At 69.0% G+C, this 19,368-nt stretch carries 21 protein-coding genes and 2 pseudogenes; 17 read left to right on the top strand and 6 right to left on the bottom strand.

What is annotated here, in order from left to right; all coding sequences use genetic code 11:
• Nucleotides 1-79 precede the first annotated feature (79 nt).
• Nucleotides 80-1,498: an FAD-binding oxidoreductase gene (locus ACTJK8_RS21575; protein WP_051475816.1), complete on the bottom strand. Its 1,419-nt coding sequence runs from the start codon at nt 1,496-1,498 to the stop codon at nt 80-82.
• A gap of 524 nt (nt 1,499-2,022) precedes the next feature.
• Between ACTJK8_RS21575 and ACTJK8_RS21570 the strand changes: the two genes are divergently transcribed.
• Complete coding sequence (locus tag ACTJK8_RS21570; protein WP_012329775.1) at nt 2,023-2,238, top strand: hypothetical protein; 216 nt, start codon at nt 2,023-2,025, stop codon at nt 2,236-2,238.
• Between the two features lie 270 nt (nt 2,239-2,508).
• A complete protein-coding gene (locus ACTJK8_RS21565) occupies nt 2,509-3,996 on the top strand; it encodes a LuxR C-terminal-related transcriptional regulator (protein WP_440762483.1) in 1,488 nt (495 codons plus the stop codon).
• A gap of 12 nt (nt 3,997-4,008) precedes the next feature.
• On the opposite strand, the pseudogene ACTJK8_RS21560 reads toward ACTJK8_RS21565, so the two are convergent.
• Nucleotides 4,009-4,772, bottom strand: a pseudogene (locus ACTJK8_RS21560) (IS5 family transposase); the annotation flags it as partial.
• A gap of 239 nt (nt 4,773-5,011) precedes the next feature.
• Between ACTJK8_RS21560 and nhaA the strand changes: the two are divergent.
• The 3 genes from nhaA to ACTJK8_RS21545 are packed head-to-tail and all read left to right on the top strand — an operon-like array spanning nt 5,012 to nt 7,257.
• Nucleotides 5,012-6,214: a Na+/H+ antiporter NhaA gene (gene nhaA, locus ACTJK8_RS21555; RefSeq protein WP_116656662.1), complete on the top strand. Its 1,203-nt coding sequence runs from the start codon at nt 5,012-5,014 to the stop codon at nt 6,212-6,214.
• Between the two features lie 58 nt (nt 6,215-6,272).
• Nucleotides 6,273-6,458 carry a hypothetical protein gene (locus ACTJK8_RS21550; RefSeq protein WP_440762487.1) on the top strand — a complete coding sequence of 62 codons (186 nt, stop codon included), beginning with the start codon at nt 6,273-6,275 and terminating at the stop codon, nt 6,456-6,458.
• Nucleotides 6,459-6,486: 28 nt separating this feature from the next.
• Entirely contained in the window at nt 6,487-7,257 is a 771-nt protein-coding gene (locus tag ACTJK8_RS21545; protein WP_012329771.1) for a potassium channel family protein, read from the top strand.
• Here the strand turns inward: ACTJK8_RS21545 and ACTJK8_RS21540 are convergent.
• Nucleotides 7,254-8,546 (bottom strand): DUF2254 domain-containing protein, encoded by a 1,293-nt coding sequence (locus ACTJK8_RS21540; protein ID WP_440762482.1) that lies wholly within the window; start codon nt 8,544-8,546, stop codon nt 7,254-7,256. The genes ACTJK8_RS21545 and ACTJK8_RS21540 overlap by 4 nt on opposite strands.
• An 83-nt stretch (nt 8,547-8,629) precedes the next feature.
• Between ACTJK8_RS21540 and ACTJK8_RS21535 the strand changes: the two genes are divergently transcribed.
• Nucleotides 8,630-9,883, top strand: coding sequence for a cation:proton antiporter (locus ACTJK8_RS21535; protein ID WP_029358992.1), 1,254 nt, complete (start codon nt 8,630-8,632; stop codon nt 9,881-9,883).
• A 229-nt stretch (nt 9,884-10,112) separates the two neighbouring features.
• Here ACTJK8_RS21535 and ACTJK8_RS21530 read toward each other — a convergent pair whose 3' ends face one another.
• Entirely contained in the window at nt 10,113-10,418 is a 306-nt protein-coding gene (locus ACTJK8_RS21530; RefSeq protein ID WP_024827237.1) for a hypothetical protein, read from the bottom strand.
• Between the two features lie 309 nt (nt 10,419-10,727).
• Here ACTJK8_RS21530 and ACTJK8_RS21525 point away from each other — a divergent pair.
• Nucleotides 10,728-10,877, top strand: a pseudogene (locus ACTJK8_RS21525) (ion transporter); the annotation flags it as partial.
• Nucleotides 10,878-10,973: 96 nt separating this feature from the next.
• Here the strand turns inward: ACTJK8_RS21525 and ACTJK8_RS21520 are convergent.
• Nucleotides 10,974-11,366 (bottom strand): winged helix-turn-helix transcriptional regulator, encoded by a 393-nt coding sequence (locus ACTJK8_RS21520; RefSeq protein WP_024827238.1) that lies wholly within the window; start codon nt 11,364-11,366, stop codon nt 10,974-10,976.
• 82 nt (nt 11,367-11,448) lie between these two features.
• Here ACTJK8_RS21520 and ACTJK8_RS21515 point away from each other — a divergent pair, with 82 nt between their 5' ends.
• Both ACTJK8_RS21515 and ACTJK8_RS21510 read left to right on the top strand, forming a co-directional pair.
• Nucleotides 11,449-12,180 carry an SDR family NAD(P)-dependent oxidoreductase gene (locus ACTJK8_RS21515; protein WP_024827239.1) on the top strand — a complete coding sequence of 244 codons (732 nt, stop codon included), beginning with the start codon at nt 11,449-11,451 and terminating at the stop codon, nt 12,178-12,180.
• Between the two features lie 243 nt (nt 12,181-12,423).
• The gene (locus tag ACTJK8_RS21510) at nt 12,424-13,863 is read left to right on the top strand and encodes a carotenoid oxygenase family protein (protein ID WP_440762481.1); all 1,440 of its coding nucleotides are present in this window, start codon (nt 12,424-12,426) and stop codon (nt 13,861-13,863) included.
• 40 nt (nt 13,864-13,903) lie between these two features.
• On the opposite strand, the gene ACTJK8_RS21505 is transcribed toward ACTJK8_RS21510, so the two are convergent.
• Nucleotides 13,904-14,539 carry a methyltransferase domain-containing protein gene (locus ACTJK8_RS21505; RefSeq protein ID WP_029358997.1) on the bottom strand — a complete coding sequence of 212 codons (636 nt, stop codon included), beginning with the start codon at nt 14,537-14,539 and terminating at the stop codon, nt 13,904-13,906.
• A gap of 555 nt (nt 14,540-15,094) precedes the next feature.
• On the opposite strand from ACTJK8_RS21505, the gene ACTJK8_RS21500 reads away from it, so the two are divergent.
• The 8 genes from ACTJK8_RS21500 (at nt 15,095) to ACTJK8_RS21465 (ending at nt 19,175) form a co-directional block, all read left to right on the top strand.
• The gene (locus ACTJK8_RS21500; protein ID WP_012329763.1) at nt 15,095-15,304 is read left to right on the top strand and encodes a cold-shock protein; all 210 of its coding nucleotides are present in this window, start codon (nt 15,095-15,097) and stop codon (nt 15,302-15,304) included.
• 116 nt (nt 15,305-15,420) lie between these two features.
• On the top strand, nt 15,421-15,774 hold the full coding sequence (locus ACTJK8_RS21495; RefSeq protein WP_076729305.1) for a DUF6481 family protein: 354 nt from the start codon (nt 15,421-15,423) through the stop codon (nt 15,772-15,774).
• 43 nt (nt 15,775-15,817) lie between these two features.
• The gene (locus tag ACTJK8_RS21490; protein ID WP_012329762.1) at nt 15,818-16,012 is read left to right on the top strand and encodes a hypothetical protein; all 195 of its coding nucleotides are present in this window, start codon (nt 15,818-15,820) and stop codon (nt 16,010-16,012) included.
• Between the two features lie 120 nt (nt 16,013-16,132).
• On the top strand, nt 16,133-16,405 hold the full coding sequence (locus ACTJK8_RS21485; protein ID WP_012329761.1) for a hypothetical protein: 273 nt from the start codon (nt 16,133-16,135) through the stop codon (nt 16,403-16,405).
• A gap of 186 nt (nt 16,406-16,591) precedes the next feature.
• Nucleotides 16,592-16,810 (top strand): hypothetical protein, encoded by a 219-nt coding sequence (locus ACTJK8_RS21480; protein WP_012329760.1) that lies wholly within the window; start codon nt 16,592-16,594, stop codon nt 16,808-16,810.
• Nucleotides 16,811-17,125: 315 nt separating this feature from the next.
• Nucleotides 17,126-17,470 (top strand): hypothetical protein, encoded by a 345-nt coding sequence (locus tag ACTJK8_RS21475; protein ID WP_024827244.1) that lies wholly within the window; start codon nt 17,126-17,128, stop codon nt 17,468-17,470.
• Nucleotides 17,471-17,762: 292 nt separating this feature from the next.
• On the top strand, nt 17,763-18,131 hold the full coding sequence (locus ACTJK8_RS21470) for a hypothetical protein (protein ID WP_012329758.1): 369 nt from the start codon (nt 17,763-17,765) through the stop codon (nt 18,129-18,131).
• A 648-nt stretch (nt 18,132-18,779) separates the two neighbouring features.
• Nucleotides 18,780-19,175, top strand: a complete 396-nt coding sequence (locus tag ACTJK8_RS21465; protein ID WP_208866672.1) for a hypothetical protein — start codon at nt 18,780-18,782, stop codon at nt 19,173-19,175.
• The last annotated feature ends 193 nt before the right edge of the window (nt 19,176-19,368 follow it).

Below are 19,368 nucleotides of genomic sequence, written 5' to 3'. Positions count from 1 at the left end.
CCCGACCCTGATATGTGGCCAGCCGACAGGTATGAAAGCGAGATCACGGATGCGGCCTAGCCCGCGCTGGACGTTCCGGTCAGATCATCGCCCCCGCATTCATGAATCCATGCGGATCAATGGCCTGCTTGAGAGCGCCGAGTAGGGCCAGGCGGGTCGGATCGCCGTAGCGGCTCAGCAAGTCGCGCTTGAACCGGCCGATGCCGTATTCGGCGCTGAAGCTCCCGCCGAGGTCGAGCGCCACCGCGTAGACCGCGTGAGCGACGCCCGCCTCGATTTCTCGCGTGAAGGCGATCCGATCGCGGCCCGGCGGCACCATCAGATTGAAGTGAATGTTGCCATCTCCGACATGGCCGTAGACCGACAGACGCGTGCCCGGAGCATGCGCCTCCACGACCGCGCCGGCCTGGTTCAGGAAGTCGGCGACCGCCGAAGTCGGCACAGCGATGTCGAGCTTGACCGATCCGCCGGCGTGCTTCTCCGCCTCAGGGATGGTCTCGCGGATCGTCCACATCTCGCGCCGCTGCCGCTCCGACTGGGCGAGCGCAGCATCCTCGACGTGACCAGCCTCGATCAGCGCTTCCAGAGTGCCCGAAAGGATATCGTCGAGCGGGATGCGCTCCGAGGATGCGGAGAGTTCCAGCAGCACCGCGCCGCCGGGACCGGACGCGAGCCCGAGTTCGGCGCCGCGCATGTCGGCGACGAGACCCAGCGATGAGGCCGAGATGAGCTCGAAGGCTGAGGCGAGGTCAGCGGTCTCCCGTCGGACCAGAGCGGCGATCGCCGGGATAGGTGCGCCGGCCGCGAGTTGCACCCAAGCCGTGGCACGCCGTGTCTGCGCGGGCCAGAGCTTGAGCACCACCCCGGTCACGATGCCGAGCGTACCCTCGGCGCCGATGAAGAGCTGCTTCAGATCATAGCCGATGTTGTTCTTGCGCAAGGTTCGCATGTCGGAGAACAGCGATCCGTCCGGCAGCACGACCTCCAAGCCGAGCACGAGGTCCCGGGTCATGCCGTAGCGTAGCACCTGCAGGCCCCCGGCGTTGGTTCCGACGTTGCCGCCGAGACGGCAGCTGCCCTCGGCACCGAGGCTCAGCGGCAGCAGACAGCCGCGTGCCTCGGCAGCCGCCTGCGCGTCGGCGAGGATCGTGCCGGCGTCGCAGGCAAGAGTGAAGCCCGTCGCGTCGACGGATCGGATCCGGCTCATCCGCTCGAGCGTCACGACGAGCTGCCCGCGGCCGGGTTCGGGCGTGGCACCGCCGACATAGCTGGTGTTGCCTCCTTGAGGCACGAGGCCGAAGCCGAGGCGCGCTGCCAGACGGACGATTTCCTGGACGTCTTCGGTCGAGCGCGGGCGCAGGACGCCAGGCGTCTGCCCCTGCATCAACGCGCGCTGATCGTGGGTGTAGCGCGTCAAGCTGGCGGCATCGGTGATGAGGCCGCCCTCGCCGAGAAACTCGTGGAAGGCGGATAGATCTGGGGATGGCGAGGACAACATCCGGGTTGGCGCGGCTCGTGGCAGGAGGTGAATGGGATCGAGGCTGACGCCGTCAACTCGGCGCGGCAGGGGGCAGCCACTCTATCCGGGCTCCCCGCCGCGGCAAGAGCAGCCCTACGGTTCGCCATCGGTCCGCCCGATACGCCTTGACTGCCTCGCTAACGCGGACCTAGCTGAACGCCCGGTCCTGCGCGCGCGGACGACCCGACGTGACGTAGTCTGGCCGTTCGCGACCCGTCTGTTTGAGGCTCGGGTGGCGGCCGATCGTACGTCTTGCGCGGCTCAAAAGGGGTTTGAAGTGACCCTTTGCAAGACTATCCGCACCGTAAATCGGCTACGAATGCTGAGAATTCTCCCGAATATGGGCGCGGTGGCGCAAGCAGCCATCCAGGCGGCGCCTTGAGGGATCATATCGGGCTGATTGACCAGCCGGGATCGCACTTAGGACGGATCCGGCTATCACACCCAACGAGGGGCGCCATTTGAGCTCGCGTCGTAGAGGCAGACGGGGATGCGAGGGCTCCATGTCGAACACCGGGCCAGCAAAGCCACCCGCCATCGACGGCGTTGGGAAGCGCGTCTCGAACCTGGGCGACCCCGACCGGGCTGCAGATGCGGCCCCGGGGCCCCGCGTACCCGACGAGGATTTGGAGAAGCGCCAGGACCAGTTGCTCGACGAAGCCGTCGAGGAGACCTTCCCGGCAAGCGACCCCATCGCGCCGAAGCGCATCACAAGGTAGGTGCCCGATCCTGCAATCCGACGTAGGGGCCCAGCGTTCCGGCGAACTTATTGAGCCTGAGCAACCGCCCCCTGATCGCCATAAAACGCCCAGTTTCGGGCACATCGCCGGGCTCAGTTGACGTCGCTCACCCGCCTTGAACCCAAGATCGGCTCGCGGTGTTCACACAGGTGAGTGAGGTGCTCCGCATGGTCCGAGCCACGGTTCTTCGCTGACGAGCGCCTCATCGCTCCGCGCCGGGGAATTCCGATGCCCAGCCAAGAGCAGATGATGAAGCGCCAGCAGGTTCTGGCCGACTTCGGCGAGTTCGTCCTGCGCAGCGAGAACCTCGACGAGGTGCTCACCGCGGCCTGCCGTCTCGTCGCCGAGGCTTGCGGCATCACCCGCGCCAAGATCCTGGAAATCCAGGAGGATGGACAGGTGCTCTTCGTGCGGGCCGGCGTCGGCTGGGCTCCGGGCATCGTTGGCCGGCTGCGCCTACCCATCAGAGAGCGCTCCTCCGAGACCTTCGCGATCAGGGAAGGCTTGCCGATCATCACGCAGGACATCCGCGAGGAGGAGCGCTTCGATGTCCCCGCCTTCATGAAGGAGGCCGGGGTCATCGCATTCGCCAACGTGCCGATCTTTCTGCCGGGCCGGAAGGCTTACGGCCTGCTGGAGGTGGACGCGACCGAACGGCGCGACTTCGGCAACGAGGACACTGAATTTCTGCGCACCTACGCCATTATTCTCGGGCCGGTGATCGACCGCCTACAGAAGGCGAGTGCCTTGCGCTTGACCGAGGAGCGCTTCCGGCGCTTCGCCGAGCATTCGGCCAACGTGCTCTGGCTCGCCGATCTGGAGAGTGGACGGCTTGATTACCTCAGCCCGGCCTTTGAGCAGGTCTGGGGCATGCCCGCCGAGGACATGCCGGACCTCGCGCGCTGGCTCGCCAGCGTCCACCCGGACGACCGAGATGCCGCCGCGCAGGCGCTGGAGCGGGTTGGCGGTGGCGAGACACTCGTGTTGGAGTACCGCATCCTGCGCGCCTCGGATGACGCCGTGCGCCGCATCCGCGATACCTTCTTCTCGATCCCGGGGATTGACGGACGGAGCCGGTCAGCCGGCGGTATCGCGCAGGACATCACCGTCGATACCGGCCTACGCGCTTACGTGATCGCGGGTAGAGATGATGCCCGGCGTGACCTTGTCGAGGCCCTACAGGCTGGCGGCTACGAGGTGCAAGCCTTTGCGGCCGGTCAGGCTCTCCTCAAGATGACAGGCTCGCTGAGGCCGGGCTGCGTCGTGTTCAACCTGGAGGAAGCCGGCGACATCGTCGTCGCAAGTGAGTTGAAGACGGCACGCGCGCACCTGCCCATGGTGGCGGTCGGCGCGAGCGGGGGCGATATCGGCTTCGGGGTCCGCGTTATGAAGGCGGGAGCGGTCGATTTCCTCGAAGCTCCCTGTGCACCGGAGGCGCTGCTGTTCGCCGTCAAGACGGCGCTCGCCGAGATCCACGCCGAGGCGGATCGGGCGCGCGGGAGCAACGAGGCTCGGAGCCGGATCGTGGCGCTTTCCCCGCGCGAGCGCGCGGTGCTGGAGGGCTTGCTCGCTGGCGGGACCAACAAGACCATCGCTCGTACGCTGGGCCTGAGCCCACGCACGGTGGAGATCCACCGGGCCCGGGTCATGGAGGCGCTGGGCGTCCGCACCTTGCCCGAGGCCGTTCTGATCGCGACGGCCGCCGGTGTGCGTCCCGCCCAACACGACGATGACTAGGGCCTGTCGTGACCTGACGTGATCGAGGGCTGCGGCGAGGAAGAGGACGCCGCTGAAGCTGGCGGCGGTCTTCTCGTAGCGCGTGGCGATGGCTCGCCACTCCTTAAGCCTTGCCCAGAGCCGCTCGACGATGTTGCGGTGGGTGTAGATCCACTCCGGACAGCGCGCGGGAGCCTCGTTGCGCTTGGACGGGATAGCGGGCTTTGCCCCGGCGTCCCGGACGTGTTGCCGGAAGCGATGACTGGAGTAGCCGCGATCCGCGACGACCCATCGCGGAACGCTCGGCAGTTGCTCAAGCAAGGGCAGCGCGTGCGGCAGTTCATGGGCCTGCCCCGGTGCGATCCGGAAGGCGATCGCGCGGCCTGCACCGTCGGCGATCACGCAGGCCTTGGACCCATACCCGCCACGCGATCGGCCAAGAGCCTCACGATCATCTCGCCCGGCTGCAGATCCGCCCTTTTCGCCGCCCCGGCCGCTTTCTGATGCGCACGCATGTTGGTGCCGTCGAGGAACACCATGCCCAGCCGAACGCCGCGCTCCTGCACGAGAGCAAGCAGACGCTCCCAGCCCCCAGCGCGCGACCACCGGATGAAGATCTGCGCGGCCCGCCACCACGGCCCGATCTCGTGCGGGATTGCACGCCACTTGGCGCCGTTCCGACGTCGCCGCTGGATTGCTGAGAGCGTGCGTCGGAGGTCTTGCGGTGGTGTCTTCGGCTTCGGCCGACACGCCTCAACCAGCGGCTCCAGAACAGCCCATGGCGCGTCGCTCAGCATCGTCCCTCCTCCCGGCGAGGGCACAAAACGCGTGCTATGCCAGATGGCTCAGGCGACGACAGACCCGAGATGCTCTGGTTCGAGGTTCGCCCTGCGGGGCTCGTTCCTCTCGCAGGCCGCGCAAGTGCGAGTTGCGTTAGCCCGGCTCCGATGCGATAGCCCGCGCAGGGTGCGCGATCCGTCGTTCGGATCGGCAGGTTGAGCGCTGGTCGGGCCGCCAGCGCCGGAGACCCGTGCCCGTGTCGTCCCCTTCCCGCGCCGTTCCGCGGCCGCCGCGCCGCCGTCTGTCGGCGCTCCGCAACATGCTCGTCAGCGAGGCCGGCGGCGGCCTTGTCCTGATGGCCAGCGCCGCGCTGGCGCTGGCCGTCGCCAACTCGCCGCTCAAGGACGCCTACTTCGCAGCCCTCAAGGCCTATCTCGGCCCGCTCTCGGTCCTGCACTGGATCAACGACGCCCTGATGGCGGTGTTCTTCCTCCTCGTCGGGCTGGAGATCAAGCGCGAGGTGCTCGACGGACGTCTGCGCACCTGGCCCGACCGGGTACTGCCCGGCCTGGCCGCGATCGGCGGCATGGCCGCGCCGGCCATCGTCTACACCGCGGTCAACTGGAACTCCCCCGAGACGCTGCGGGGGTGGGCCATCCCGGCCGCCACCGACATCGCCTTCGCGCTGGGCGTCCTGGCTCTCCTCGGGTCCCGGGTGCCGGTCTCACTCAAGATCTTCCTGACGGCGCTCGCCATCATCGACGACCTCGGGGCCGTGCTGATCATCGCGCTGTTCTACACCGCCGACCTGTCGCTCCCGATGCTGGGCGGGGCCGCGGCGACGCTCGCCGTGCTCTACGGCCTCAACAAGGCCGGCGTGGCACGCCTGTGGCCCTACCTGCTCCTCGGCATCCTCCTCTGGGTGTTCGTGCTCGCGTCGGGCGTCCACGCGACCATCGCCGGCGTGCTGCTGGCGCTGACCATCCCGTTGCGCCTCAGCGCCGGCAAGCCGGACGACCCGACCTCGCCGCTGCATATCCTGGAGCACGCGGTCCATCCGTGGTCGGCCTACCTCATCCTGCCGATCTTCGGCTTTGCCAACGCCGGCGTGTCGCTGGCGGGTATCACGCCGCACATGCTCTTCGACCCCGTGACGCTCGGCGTAGCGCTGGGCCTGTTCGTCGGCAAGCAGGTCGGGGTGTTCGGCCTCGTCTTCGCTGCCGTGAAGCTCGGGTTGGCACAGCGCCCGGCCAATGCAGGATGGTGGCAGGTCTACGGCGTCTCGCTCCTCTGCGGCGTCGGCTTCACCATGAGCCTGTTCATCGGCCTGCTCGCCTTCGCGCATGTCCCCGAGCTCGAGGCCGAGACCAAGGTCGGCGTGCTGCTCGGCTCGCTCGCCTGCATGGCCGCCGGGGCGCTGGTCCTGCGGCTCGCCCCGGCCCGACTGTCCCGCTGCTGAACCGGGACCGGCCGCGTTCCATCCTGCCGCGGTCACCTCTCCGACATCCGAGGACCAGGTGAGCATCATGCCCCGTCAGTTCCCGCGGCGCCGTCCCGGCGCCATCAAGGGCCGTCTGTCCGATCTCATACTCGCTCTGACCGGGGTCCTGCTCCTCGGGATGGGAATGCTGATGCTGCTGTCGTGGCTTTCGGATGGTGCCGAAGGCGCCGTGGCCGGATACGGCATCGTGCGGGATTCCTGAGATCCAGCCCCTTCCGGCCCGACGACCGATGACGATGTTCACCGCGACACTGCGCGAACTCTACGAGGAGGACACCGGACGCGCGCACCGCTTCCGCTACGCCCTGCTCGTGTTCGACGTGGCGACCATCGCCTTCGTGGTCGTCACCTCGTTCCTGCCGCTGAGCCCCTGGATCGTCGCCTGCGACGTGGCGGTGGGTCTGTGCGTGCTCCTCGACTTCGCCGCCCGCCTGCGCATCAGCCGCGCACCGCTGCGCGAGTTCCGGCACCTGAGCACCTGGACGGACCTCGTGGCGGTGACCTCGTTCCTCGCCCCGTTGCTGGTCGAGGGCGTCGGCTTCCTGCGCATCCTGCGGACGCTGCGCATGCTGCGCACCTATCACCTGTTGGAGCGGCTGCGGCAGGACAGCGGGCTGTTCCGCCGCAACGAGGACGCGATCCTGGCCGCGACCAACCTCGTGGTCTTCGTCTTCGCGATGACCGGCATCGTCTACGCCACCCAGCACGGCTCCAACCCAGCCATACAGACACCGATCGACGCCCTGTACTTCACCGTGACGTCGCTCACGACGACGGGCTACGGCGACATCACCCTTCCGGGACCGACCGGCCGGCTGTTGTCGGTCTTCGTGATGATCTGCGGCGTGACGCTGTTCTTCCGCCTCGCGCAGGTGGTGTTCCGCCCCTACAAGGTCCGCTTTCCCTGCACCGCCTGTGGGCTGCAGCGCCACGAGCCGGACGCCGTGCACTGCAAGGCCTGCGGCAACATCCTGAACATCCCCGACGAGGGTGCGTACTAGCCGCCATCTGGTGCAGCGCCGCGGAGCCGGCAGTAGCGATCCTCCAGGTCGGCGAGGTCGGACGGGTCCGCCACGTCGCGGCGGGCGGCGGCGATGACGAGGCCGGCATGCCGGGCGAGGTCCGCCGCCCGATCCGGCCGCCTCTCGACCTCGGCGACGCGGGCGAGCACGTCGAGCATCCGGCCCAGGACGTGGACCGACCCGGCCGCGTTCTGCCGGATCATGTGGAACATGGCGTCGCACAGCCCGTCGTAGTCCGTGACGGGATGGATCAGCACGGTGCGACCCGCGCGCAGCACCACGCCGGTGGGCAGGTGCCGCGGCGCGATCCGGCACAGCGCGTCGCCGAGATGGTCGACGACGCTGCCGGCGGTGAACGGGTCGTTGATGTCGGGCGAGAGGGCGCGGACCGCGATCTCGACCAACTGCCGGACCGAGTATTCCGGATCCTGGAGCGCGGCGGGACGCCGCCCCAGCGTCACCGCGTCGAGAATGGCGGTCTCGGCGCCCTCGACTGGCGCGGACAGAACCGCGATCGGGAAACCGCTCGGCACGTAGTCGCCGGGCCGTACCCGCAGGGTGACCGAGATCCCGCGCTCGTGGGCCCAGTCGGCCAAGGCGTCCTCGTCGAGGGCCTGCACGTAGCCGCCGCCCGTCGCGGCCACGGCCCTTCCGGTCGGAGGATTGCCGGGACGGTCGGCCCCCGGCTCGTCCCGGGTATGGGTCGCGATAGCCTTGCAGAGGTCCTGCTGGACGGCGTCGACCACGGTCTCGATGTTGATGCTCGTGGCTATGTGGTGGACGAACCAGACCAGCGTGCCGACCGCAACCAGCGCGAGGACGAGGGCGCCGGTGATGGCGAGGTGCGGGACGAACGGGTCTTCCTCCACCGTCCGCACCGTGCGCAGGACCATCAGCGCGTAGGCGAAGGCACCGAGAAAGATGCCGAGGACGGTCTGGTTGCGGCCATCCCGGATGAAGTTACGCAGGAGTCGGGGGCCCATCTGACCGGAAGCCAGGGTCAGGGCAGCGATGGTGATGGAGAAGGTCGTGCCGGCAACCCCGATGTTCGAGGAGGCGATGGCGCTGAGCAGCGCCCGCGCGCCCTCGGCCCCGCCCGAATAGCCCCAGTTCGTGTCCGGCGAGGAGGGATCGAAGCCGGCGACGTGGGCCGTCTCCAGCCAGACACCGAACTGGGCGAGCAGGATGCAGCCGAGGACGACGAGGGCCGGGCGGAGCCAGAACAGGTCGCCGAGGATCTCCAGCCAGGCTTTGACGCGCGCATTCATCGTTGCGGACCGATCCCTTTCGAGCCCGGCAACGACCGGCACGATGGGGCGTTCCGGAAGACCGCTGGCGGGAAGGACACGCCTTGATCTCGATCTTCGACCTCGCCGCGATGCTGCTGACGCTATCGGCTCTGTTCGGCTGGCTGAACCGCCGCTTCCTGCGCATGCCCCACAGCATCGGCCTGCTCGTGATGGGGCTTCTCGCCTCGCTCGCCCTCGTGCTCGTCGACGTCGCCTTCCCGGCGCAACACCTCTACCAAGACCTCACCCGCGTCCTCGACCAGGTCGACTTCACCGGCGTCGTCATGAACGGCATGCTGGCCTTCCTGCTGTTCGCCGGCGCCCTGAACCTCGACCTCCGGGCGCTCCGGGAGCGGGCCATGGCGGTGGCGACCCTCGCGTTGCTCGGGACCGTCATCTCGAGCGCCTCGGTCGGTGCGGCCTTCTGGGCGGCGGGGCAGGCGCTCGGCAGCCCGGTGCCCCTCGCCTGGGCCCTGGTGTTCGGGGCGTTGATCAGCCCGACCGACCCCGTGGCGGTGCTGGCCACCCTGAAGAACGTGGAGGTGCCGGAAGCCCTCGAAGTCGAGATGCAGGGCGAGGCGCTGTTCAACGACGGCATCGGCATCGTGCTGTTCACGGTGCTCGTCGCCGTCGCGTCCGGCCGAGGTGGCGAGGCGATGAGCGCGGGCGGGGTGGCGACGCTGCTCCTACACGAGGCCGGGGGCGGCGTGCTGCTGGGCATCGTGACCGGCTACGTCGCCTACCGCGCGATGAAGGCCATCGACGACTTCCCCGTGGAGGTGCTGATCACGCTGGCCCTCGTCACCGGGACCTACGCCATCGCGCAGAAGATCGGGGCGAGTGGCCCGCTCGCGGTTGTCGCCGCCGGGCTGCTGATCGGCGAGCGCGCGCCGCGCTACGCGATGAGCGACACCACCCAGAAGTACGTCTCGGCCCTGTGGACGCTCGTCGACGAGGTGCTCAACTCGGTCCTGTTCCTCCTGATCGGCCTCGAGGTGCTCGTCCTGCGTTTCCAGGTCTCCGGGCTGGCGCTGGCAGCCTGCGCAGTGCCCATCGTGCTCGTCGGGCGCCTCGTGGCGGTCACGACGCCTGTCCTCGCGTTCCGCTGGGGCGGCAACCTCTCGCTCGGCAACGTGCCGTTCCTGACCTGGGCGGGCGTGCGCGGCGGCATCTCGGTGGCGCTGGCGCTCTCGATCCCGGAGAGCGAGGCCAAGCCCGCCATCCTGGCGGCGACCTACGCCGTGGTGCTGTTCACCATCATCGTGCAGGGATCGACCCTCGGCCTCGTAGCACGGCGGACCCTCCGAGCGAGCTGACTGTGGCCGAATCTCTCTCCGTCGATGCGAGCTGGCGGACGGAACCCCGAGGGCTCGGTTGAGAAGCGTGACTTGCGGGCGACAACGTCGCTCAGATGCGCGGCCTGCCGGACGCAGAACGGTGGGATCCACCCCGAGCGGCCACCCGGCTCTCGATCCGCCGCCGCCGCAGGAACGTATCCCGGTAGCCGGCCTTCAGGGCCCAACAGCCGGGAACTGCCTGCCCCGTTCAGTGTGCCGGCGAGCGCTCCGATGCGTCCGGCAAGCGCTTCTTCCTTCTGCGCTTGCTCACCTTCAACACCACGTCCGCGTTGTCCTCGGCGATGCGCTCGGCCAGCGCGAAATCGTGAAGTTCCGCGGTCGCACCGTCTCCGACGCGCGGCGCTTCGGTCAGGGCGTGGAACGCGGCGCGAACGATCTCCTTCTTCCTCGCCTCCGGATGCCGTTCACGGATCGCAGAACGGATCGCCTTCGGCGTCATCCCAGGGGTGGCGATCGCTCTCAGCGTCTCTGCGATCTCTCTGATCGATGCCATACCGCTTCCCTGCACCTCACCCTTCCGGCCGGGTCACAAACCCGCCAGCCGATGCGACGTTCCGATGACACGGTCACCCAGCCGGCTTCTCCGCGAGGCGCAGCGTTCACGCGGGCGTGAGGTCTTATCGCAGCGCCGGGTTCTTCCTGAGACCGGAACACGTCGGCGGCGCGCTCGGAATGCGGCGCGCCCTCTCTTCGGCGGCCCCTGCGAGGCCTGTGGCTCCCTCTCCCCCATGGACTGGAACGCACTAGCTGGTGCCCCGTTCGCGGGCTCAGCCGGTTCGGAAAGTCGGGCGACCGATAGAGAGTGCTCTTCCGCCTCGCCCAGGTCGTGTTCCGCCCCTACAAGGTGCGCTTCCCCTGCACCGCTTGCGGGCTGCAGCGTCGCGAGCAGGATGCTGTGTACTGCAAGGCGTGCGGCAACATCCTGAACATCCTCGAGGATGGGGCCTACTAACGGTCACAATCGGGCGCTCGATACCTGCGGCGAGACTCTGCTGGCGCCCCTTATACGACATGGCGGCTCGAGATCTTTCACACCGAAAGCCGACGTTCACTGCTTCGGTTTGATGCTGTCATGCTCGCAATTGGCCGCCTCAATCGCTGCACCATTGTCGAGGGCCCATGAGCAGAGCGCCTCGAAGGGCTGACGTAGTGAATGGCCAAGTGGCGTGATCGCATACTCGACGCCGATTGGAGCGGTCGGCAGCACTGTCCGGGTCACCAGACCGTTGCGTTCCAGCCGCTTCAGCGCGTCCGCTAGCGCCTTATGCGTGATGCCATCGAGCCGCCGTTTGATCGCGTTGAACCGGGCCGGTCGCGGGCAAAGCACCGTGAGGATCAGGATCGTCCACTTGTCGGCGATCTTGTCCAACACCGGACGGACCCGCGCCATGTTGGCGAGCGCGCACTCGGACGCGGCATCGAGATCGGTATCGTCGACCATATCTAGGCTAACCTAAGTGCGTTCTTGATAGCAGATATACGTTCTGTATCTCTGAGGCCATCACGGATGAAGGGATGCCCTGATGGCCCGCATGGTGGACAAAGTTGCTCTCGTGGTCGGCGGGGCGAAGGGCATCGGCCTTGCGGTGGCCGAGCGGCTGGCGATCGAGGGCGCGTCGGTCGTCTTCACCGGGCGGCGCGCCGACGAGGTCGAGGCCGCCGCTGCGAGGATCGGGAAAGGGGCGCGGGGTCTCGTCGCAGACGCAGCCCTCCAGGAGGATCTGCACCGCGTCGTCGCGACGGTGCGGGAGACGCATGGCCGGATCGACGCGCTCGTCCTCAACGCGGGCATTTCGGAACCGGCGACCCTGCGCGACGGGACGCCGGAGCACTTTGACCGGCACTTTGCCGTCAACGTGCGTGGGGCCGTATTCGGGCTACAGGCCGCTCTGGGGGTGATGGGGCAGGGTGGGTCCGTCGTGCTGATGGGCTCGATCGCCGACGCCGCAGGCATCACGCCCTACGGGACCTATTGCGCGACAAAGGCGGCGCTACGTTCCTACGCACGCACATGGACAGCGGAACTAGCCCCACAGGGCATCCGCGTGAACGTTGTGGCCCCCGGCCCAACCGACACCGCCATGATGGCGAGCGTGCCGGAGGAGGGGCGGGCCAGGCTGATCGCGCCGATCCCGCTCGGCCGGATGGCCCGTCCTGAGGAGGTGGCAGCGGCCACGCTGTTCCTCCTCAGCGACGAGGCGAGCTTTGTCGCGGGAGCCGAACTGTGCGTCGATGGCGGGATGCGACAAGTCTAGCTTCCCGATCCCGGTTTCAGCGTGTCCGCTTCGGCCAGTCTGCGTCCCCGAAGCGGATCGTCGCCAAACCGCCCGACTGAGACGCTCGCCCTGTCCCGCTGCAGCGGAATCCGGCGGCACAGCCTCGCCGCTTTGGGGTATGGTGCGCCGTGGAGCGCGCGCGGCTCCCTTCGGCGGGAGGGGCCCGTGCGGCTTCGCGCCGATGTCGTTCGTGCCCGCCGCCCGATCCTGGAAGCGCCGCCGATGCCGAACCGAGTCCAGTCGGCCCTCCGCGCGGTCGCCGAGGTCGGCGTCGGCCTGTTGGCGGCGTGCAACCGGCTGCGCCTGCCCGGAACGGCCAACCCCTTCGTCGTCGGCGTTCACGAACCGATGCGCGCGGAGCTGACGCTGGAGAATCTGCCCGTCACCGGCGCGATCCCGCCCGGCCTCGACGGCCTCTACCTCAAGATGGGGGCCAACCCCGTCCGCCCGGCGACGCGGGGTCACGACTGGTTCCTCGGCGACGGCATGGTGCACGGTCTCGCGCTCGAGGGCGGCCGGGCGCTGTGGTATCGCAACCGCTGGATCAACTCGCGCACGGCCGCCACGGCGCTCGAGCGGCCAGCGGCGCCCGGGCCGCGGCGGGGCGGCAACGACACCGTCAACACCAACGTCGTCGAGATCGGCGGCCGGATCTTCGCGGTGGTGGAGGCCGGCAGCTTCCCCGTCGAGCTCGCGCGCACCCTGGAGGAGCAGCGCTACAACCCGTTCGACGGGACGCTGGCCGGCTCCTTCACCGGGCACCCGCACCGCGACCCGCTGACCGGCGAGACTCACGCCGTCGCGTATGACGGCCGCGTCTGGGACAGCGTGCGCCACGTCGTCCTCGCACCGAGCGGGCAGGTCGTGCGCGACGTGCCGGTCGCGGTCGCGCACGGCCCCTGCATCCACGATTGCGCGATCACGGCGCGCTTCGTGATCGTGCTGGACCTGCCCGTCACGTTCTCGTTCCGGGCCCTGCTCGCCGGGTACCGCTTCCCGTTCCGCTGGAACCCCGACCACGGGGCCCGCGTGGGCCTCCTCCCCCGACAGGGCGAGGGTGCCGACATCCTCTGGTGCGCCGTCGAGCCCTGCTTCGTGTTCCACACCGCCAACGCCTACGACGACGCCGACGGGCGGGTGATCCTCGACGTCATCGCCTACGGGACAGTGTTCGCCTCGCCCGGGGGCGGGCTCGACACACCGGGCCGGCTCGAACGCTGGATCATCGATCCGTCGACGGGTCGGGTCGAGCGGCGCGTGACCGACCCCGCGGCGCAGGAATTCCCCCGCATCGATGAGCGGCGCCTCGGGCAGCGCCACCGCTACGTCTACACGGTCAGCGTCCCGGCCGACGGCAACACGCAGCTCGCCGGTGCGACGCAGCTCTACAAGCACGACCTCGAGACGGGCGAACGCCACGTGCACGACTTCGGCCCCGATCACGTCCCGGGGGAGTTCGTCTTCGTCCCGGCGCGGACCGGGTCCGGCGAGGACGAGGGCTGGCTCGTCGGGCTCGTCATCGACACCGCCCGCGACGCGACCGACTTCACCGTCCTCGACGCGCGCGCGTTCGATGCCCCTCCCGTGGCCCGGGTCCGCCTCGGACACCGGATCCCGCCGGGCTTCCACGGCAACTGGTTCCCGGCGCGCGCCCCGGCTTGAGGGGCCGGGTGCGGTGCCGGGACCGGCCGCTGCCGGGCCCTCAGGCCGCGGCCGTCCGGCCGATCACCGCCGTCACCGGGTCGCCGGGACCTCCCGCGGGCTTGAGGACGCGTCTCTCGACGCGGGTGAAGCCGGCACGCTGGAGGTACAGACCGACGAGCTGGGCATGTCCCGCGCCGTCGAGGGCTGTCCAGATGGCCACCGCCTTGGTCGGGAAGCAGCGGTTCGAGAAGCTGATCACCGCCGGGGCGCCGGGGCGCAGCACGCGCGCGATCTCGGACAGGACGGCCACGGGGCGCTGGAGATACTGGACCGAGACGCAGATCAGTGCGGCGTCGACGCAGGCCGTGTCGAGCGGCAGGCGCGGCTCGGCGTTGAGGTCCTGCACGAAATGCCGGGTCAGGCGCGGGTTGGCGGCGAGTTCGGCCGCGTTCAGGCCGTGGCCGGTGACGCTGGCATAACCGACCTCGTCCGGCAGGTGGCTGACCCAACTCGACATCAGGTCGAGGACGTCGCCGCCCGCCGGGACGATCTCCCTGTAGAGGTCGGTGACCGCCCCGATGGCGGCGGCATCGATATGGGTCCCGAAGCGCGGCTGCGCGTAGAACGCGGGATCGGGATCGCGGTCGTGCTTGGCGAACGCCTCGGGGGGAAAGTCCGGCAGATCCTGCGTCATCGGCGAGCGCGCCTCCGGGTCGAACGGCGCGCCGGCTCCGACAGCCGGCGCCCAAACCGTGGTCTGCGTGCGCCGTTAGAGAGAGCCCGGCCGCCCCTCGGCCAGGTGTCCACGTCGCCGCATCAGCGCCGGGGGAGCGGGCACGGACGGCGTCACGGGTCGGAGACGACGTTGCCGCCGCTTGTCCAGCCCGCTGGAGGGGCCCTCCTCATCACACCGGACCGGCCGTTGACGCCGTCGGAGATCGGCCGGCCGAACGCCGGAGCGCGGGCCGACAAGCCGCTTCGTCCGAGCCGTTCACGGGAAACGCGGCGCGAAGTTTCGGGATGAATAATCGCCGCTCGGCCCGGCATAAATCGCGCACTTTCTCAATGTACTTGTCATCTTCACATCGATGGCGTACAGATACAGCATCGATTTTTGGCCAGGTATCCGGCCGTATCGCCTCAACAGGGCGAGCGTTCTGCATCTCTCCCATTTTCGACATCCGGCGACCGGGCGCGTGTGATCCACGCGCCCGCCCTATCTATTTGCCTTCACTGATATGGAATACCTATGACCATCGGCACCGTTAAATGGTTCAACGACACCAAGGGCTTCGGCTTCATCCAGCCGGATGACGGCGGCAAGGACGTGTTCGTCCACATCTCGGCCGTCGAGCGCGCCGGCATGCAAGGCCTGAACGAGGGCCAGAAAGTCTCCTACGAGATGGAGACCGATCGGCGGACCGGCAAGCAGTCGGCCGGCAGCCTTCAGGCCGCCTGAGTCTCACGCGTCAGCCCCAGACGCCCGTCGAAGCCGTTCCCGTCGCGGAGCGGCTTCATCCATGTCCCGCCACCAGGGCCGACGTCCGGTGCGCCTGCGGAGAATCCGTGAAACCTTTGAAAACCGATCACCTCGTCGATCGTCTCGCAGAGACGGCCAGAGCGCGGCAGGCCACACTGGCCCGGTTCCGGGCGCGCCCCGCGGCCGACGATCCGGGCCTCCTCGCTCGGCAAGCCGCGCGGCACGCGGTCATCCAGGCGCGAGACCTCCGGGCAACCGAACGGGAAGCCGTTCGTCTGGCCGCCGCGGTCGAGCACGAGGCTGAGGTCCAGGCCGCGCGGGCCCGCGCCGCGGCCGAGTCCGACCGTCTGGCTGCCGAGAAGGCGGAGCAGCAGGTTGCCCGCGCTGCCGAACAGAAGGCTGCACGCGACGCACGGTTTGCGGCCCGCAAGGCGCGCGCACGCCGCTAGGCCGCACCCGGCCCGCACGCGCCATCACTCCGGAGGACGACCCATGTCTCACAAGTTCAAGATCGGCCAGCATGTCCGGCAGCTGGGGATCAGCTACGCGGGCAATAAGAGCACCGTCGACGGGCTCTTCGAGGTGATCCGCCTGACGCCGGACGACCGTTCCGGCGAGCCGACTTACCGTATCAAGTCCGCGAGCGGCGAGCGTGCCGTGCGGGAAGGCGAGCTCACGCCTGCCTGAACCGTCTCGGGCGGACGGGCCCGCGGACGACCGCGTGGCGTTCCGTGACGCGCGTCCGCCACGACGCATCGGCCCGGCTGAGGGCGTCCCCGGGCGGACCGAGCGAGGCCTTTGCGATCCATGACGACGAAGGACACCCACTCGGCCGACGCGGCGATGATCGAACCCAATCAGACGGCCTTCATCCTCAAGGTGACGCGGCCCGACGAGGCGGAGCTTTCGGGCCGGTTGGTCATGTTCTACGCGACGATCACCACCTCGGAGGACGAGGCGCTGGCGATCGTGCGCCGCGCGGTGAAGGCCGATGCGGCGGTAGAGCCGACGGGCGTCCGCCTCTCTCAGCAGACCGCCAGCGCCCTCGATCTGGAGGCGGGCCTCGCGCGGGCCCTCTGACACGACGGCCACCTTGCCGCGCCGCGAGACCGCGCGAAGAAGCCGCAGCGCCCCCATCGTAGCCCGCGACGTCTTCGAGCTGCACCGATCCCCCGATCCGCGACCGCGGCCGGGATCACGCTCGCGTTGGACCTCTGGGCAGGACGGCGCGTTGTGGCAGGCGGCGATGAGGTGAGGACGTCTGCCATGAACATCGAACGCTTCGCGGAAACCGAGACGACGCTCGCCGTCGCGGACCGCCTCTGGCGCGCCGAGATGCGTCGTGTCTTCGGACCCGACGCAGTCCTGCTCCACGGCTATGGCGCGGAGCGGCAGGGTGCACCGGGCACGCGGTTGCGCACGGCCTTCGAGGCGAGACGGAGCGCGATTGCGGCTTGGCGGCACGCGCGGCGCCCGACGGCCTGAGCCACCCGCCCGCCGGGTCGGGGCGCCGCCTGGCCCCCCGTCGCCGACGCTCCCGCCGAGCGCCCGGCTTGCGCCGGAAAGCCGCCCGCCCTGGCGCACAGCACCCGCCCCTCGCATCTCCGCCATCAGCCACATCCCCGCCGCACGACGGCAATCGAGGACAGACCGATCGCGAGCAAAGCACGAGTCTGCGGCAGCCCGAGCCAGGGCGTCCCGCGGACCCCCGAGCGCACCGTCCCCGGCCGGTCATGCGGTTCCTGCACGATGTGCTGCCGTGTTCTGGCGATCCCGGCCCTCGACAAGCCGGCAGGGGTCGTGTGCCGGCACAACACCGGAACGGGCTGCGAGATCTACCGCGAACGCCCGGAGGCCTGCGCCCGGTGGTACTGCCTCTGGCGCAAGATCGACGCCCTCCCGGACGCGCTCAGGCCCGATCGATCAGGCGTGATGTTCTCGCTCGATATCCGCTCGCCCGCGGCTGATACGGCGGATGGGGCCTGCATCGTCGGGCGCGCACGCGAGGGTATGCGCGCTTTCGACCGGCCGGACGTGATCGAGGCGTTCGCCATGTTCGTTCGCGAGGGCTCCTGGCCCGTGTGGAAGGCGACCGAACATGTCACGACCCTGGTGCATCCGGGTCCGCAGATCTCTCCGCCCTGACCGACGGCGGTGCGGTCCAGGACGGGTGCCGGGCCGCGCCGTGACTCGGCAGGCGCGCGGTCGCCCGGCCCTCGTCCCGGCGGGCCGCGGTGCGTCCCCGTATCGATGGGCGTGGTGACCGACGCAGGCCCGGGCCTTGACCCGGACAGCCGGACGCCTCGGCCAGCATACCGCGCGGCGGCCTGCCGGAAACTTCGATTATCAGCGAGCCCGTATTTTTAAGCTCAGGTGGCGCCGCGATGTGCTATGTATCCGCACGGGACGGCATTCGCCGCCCGCACAGGAGATTCCGATGACCATCATCCGGTGGCTGATCTCCAGAACGATTCACTTTTTCCTTGGCAGCGCGCAAGAGCGCAGGTCCGATGCGATCGCCAAGCGAAAGGAAGCCGGGACCTTCGAGGGGGCATCGGCGAGCAAGGGCCGGGATTTCGAAGCCAATTACGCCGCGGCAGCTCAGCTTCTCAGAACGCGGATCGATCGGGAATTTCCCGACGCCTACTACGCGCGGCTGAGTTCCGGGAGAAACAGCTCCTACGATTACGGGCAGGATCGCGCGCTCGCCATCGACACCATGTCGATCGCCATAGCGATGGCGTTGCGGAACGGCGCGACCGTTCCGCAGGCGGCCGCCGCCGGGGCGGCGAGCATCGGCATCTGACGGGCGACGCGGGGCATCCGTGCCTCGAAGGACGGGCGCGATTCCGCGGGCGTTCGGCCGGCGGCGGCGCGTCACGCCGTCGTGGCCTCTGCCATGGTGCGCGTCCGCTCGATCATCGCGGGGCGGACCGTGTGAAGGCTGCTCGCGCGAGCGGGAGCCGGCCCGCGTCTCGCACGGGAGTTCGGCGCGGAGGCCGTCGAGGACCGCTGTCCGTCGCTCCGGACCGTCGTCGCGCAGGATGAAGCGCTGCGGGCTATCCTGAGCGGCCGCGAGCTCGGCCGGGTCCGCCCGGACGATGAGCGCTCGCAGCGCGTCCAAGCACGTCTCACGATCGATCATCGCACACCGATCAGGGAGCTAGCGGCAGAGACGATTTCGGTATCAGGCCCTCGACGCGCAGCTTCAATCGCGTAGCTCTGATTGTCTCGATGGACCGCCACGAAATATTCCGGGCCAAGCCCTCGGTTTCCAGATCGGTGAGTTGATCGATCAGCCGGCCGCTCTCGAGGAGGCCGGGTCGCTGCGCCATACGGACGACCAACCGGGCCAGCTTCCGCATCACCGGGCATGGCCGGGGTTGGCCGGGCTCTACCACCCGGCTTGGCCGTGACGAGCGGGCATCGCCCTCAGGCCTTCCGGGGCGGCCTCATGGCCGCCGCGACGGAGCCCTTGACCGAGGGCGCCGAGGCATTGGTCTTGGGCACAGGCTTCTTCGGCTTCTTGACTTCGCGATTTCCGCGCTTCTGTTCCGCTGCCATGATCTCGCTCCTCGATACGATGACGGACCGGACGGAGTTGTCTTCACCGTTCGGGCGTCGGCTGATCTGGGAGCAACCGGATCGCGGTCGCGATCGGGGTCTCGAAGGCGCCGAAGACGGCAACGAGGCGGTCGCTTGCCCAGAGTTCGGTATGATGCCCCGCGATCAGACCCGCTGCCTGCCGCTTGGCATCGCCGTCGTTGCGCGCTGTGATGACGCAAGTCGTGAGCACGCCACCGGTCGGGGCGAGCCGATGGACCTGATAGGCGCGGCGCGCGTGTCGTGAGCGGGGCCGGGCGGGAAAGGTGATGAGGTCTGCCACGCGCGCCTGTTCGTTGCAGGCGGGGGCATGGACCCTCAGCCACCGGAGCCTGGATCAACCGATCCGGTGATGTCGGCACTCTGCGCTTTCATGACGGACAAAGATAGTCCTGACCCGGGGGCGCCCCCGCGGCCCGCCGGGATCGGCTTCTTCGTCG

The sequence above is a fragment of the Methylobacterium sp. 22177 genome, from assembly GCF_052045615.1.
Lineage (GTDB): Bacteria > Pseudomonadota > Alphaproteobacteria > Rhizobiales > Beijerinckiaceae > Methylobacterium > Methylobacterium radiotolerans.
The sequence above is the reverse complement of the archived record's forward strand: the minus strand, read 5'-3'. Positions and strand labels throughout refer to the sequence as shown.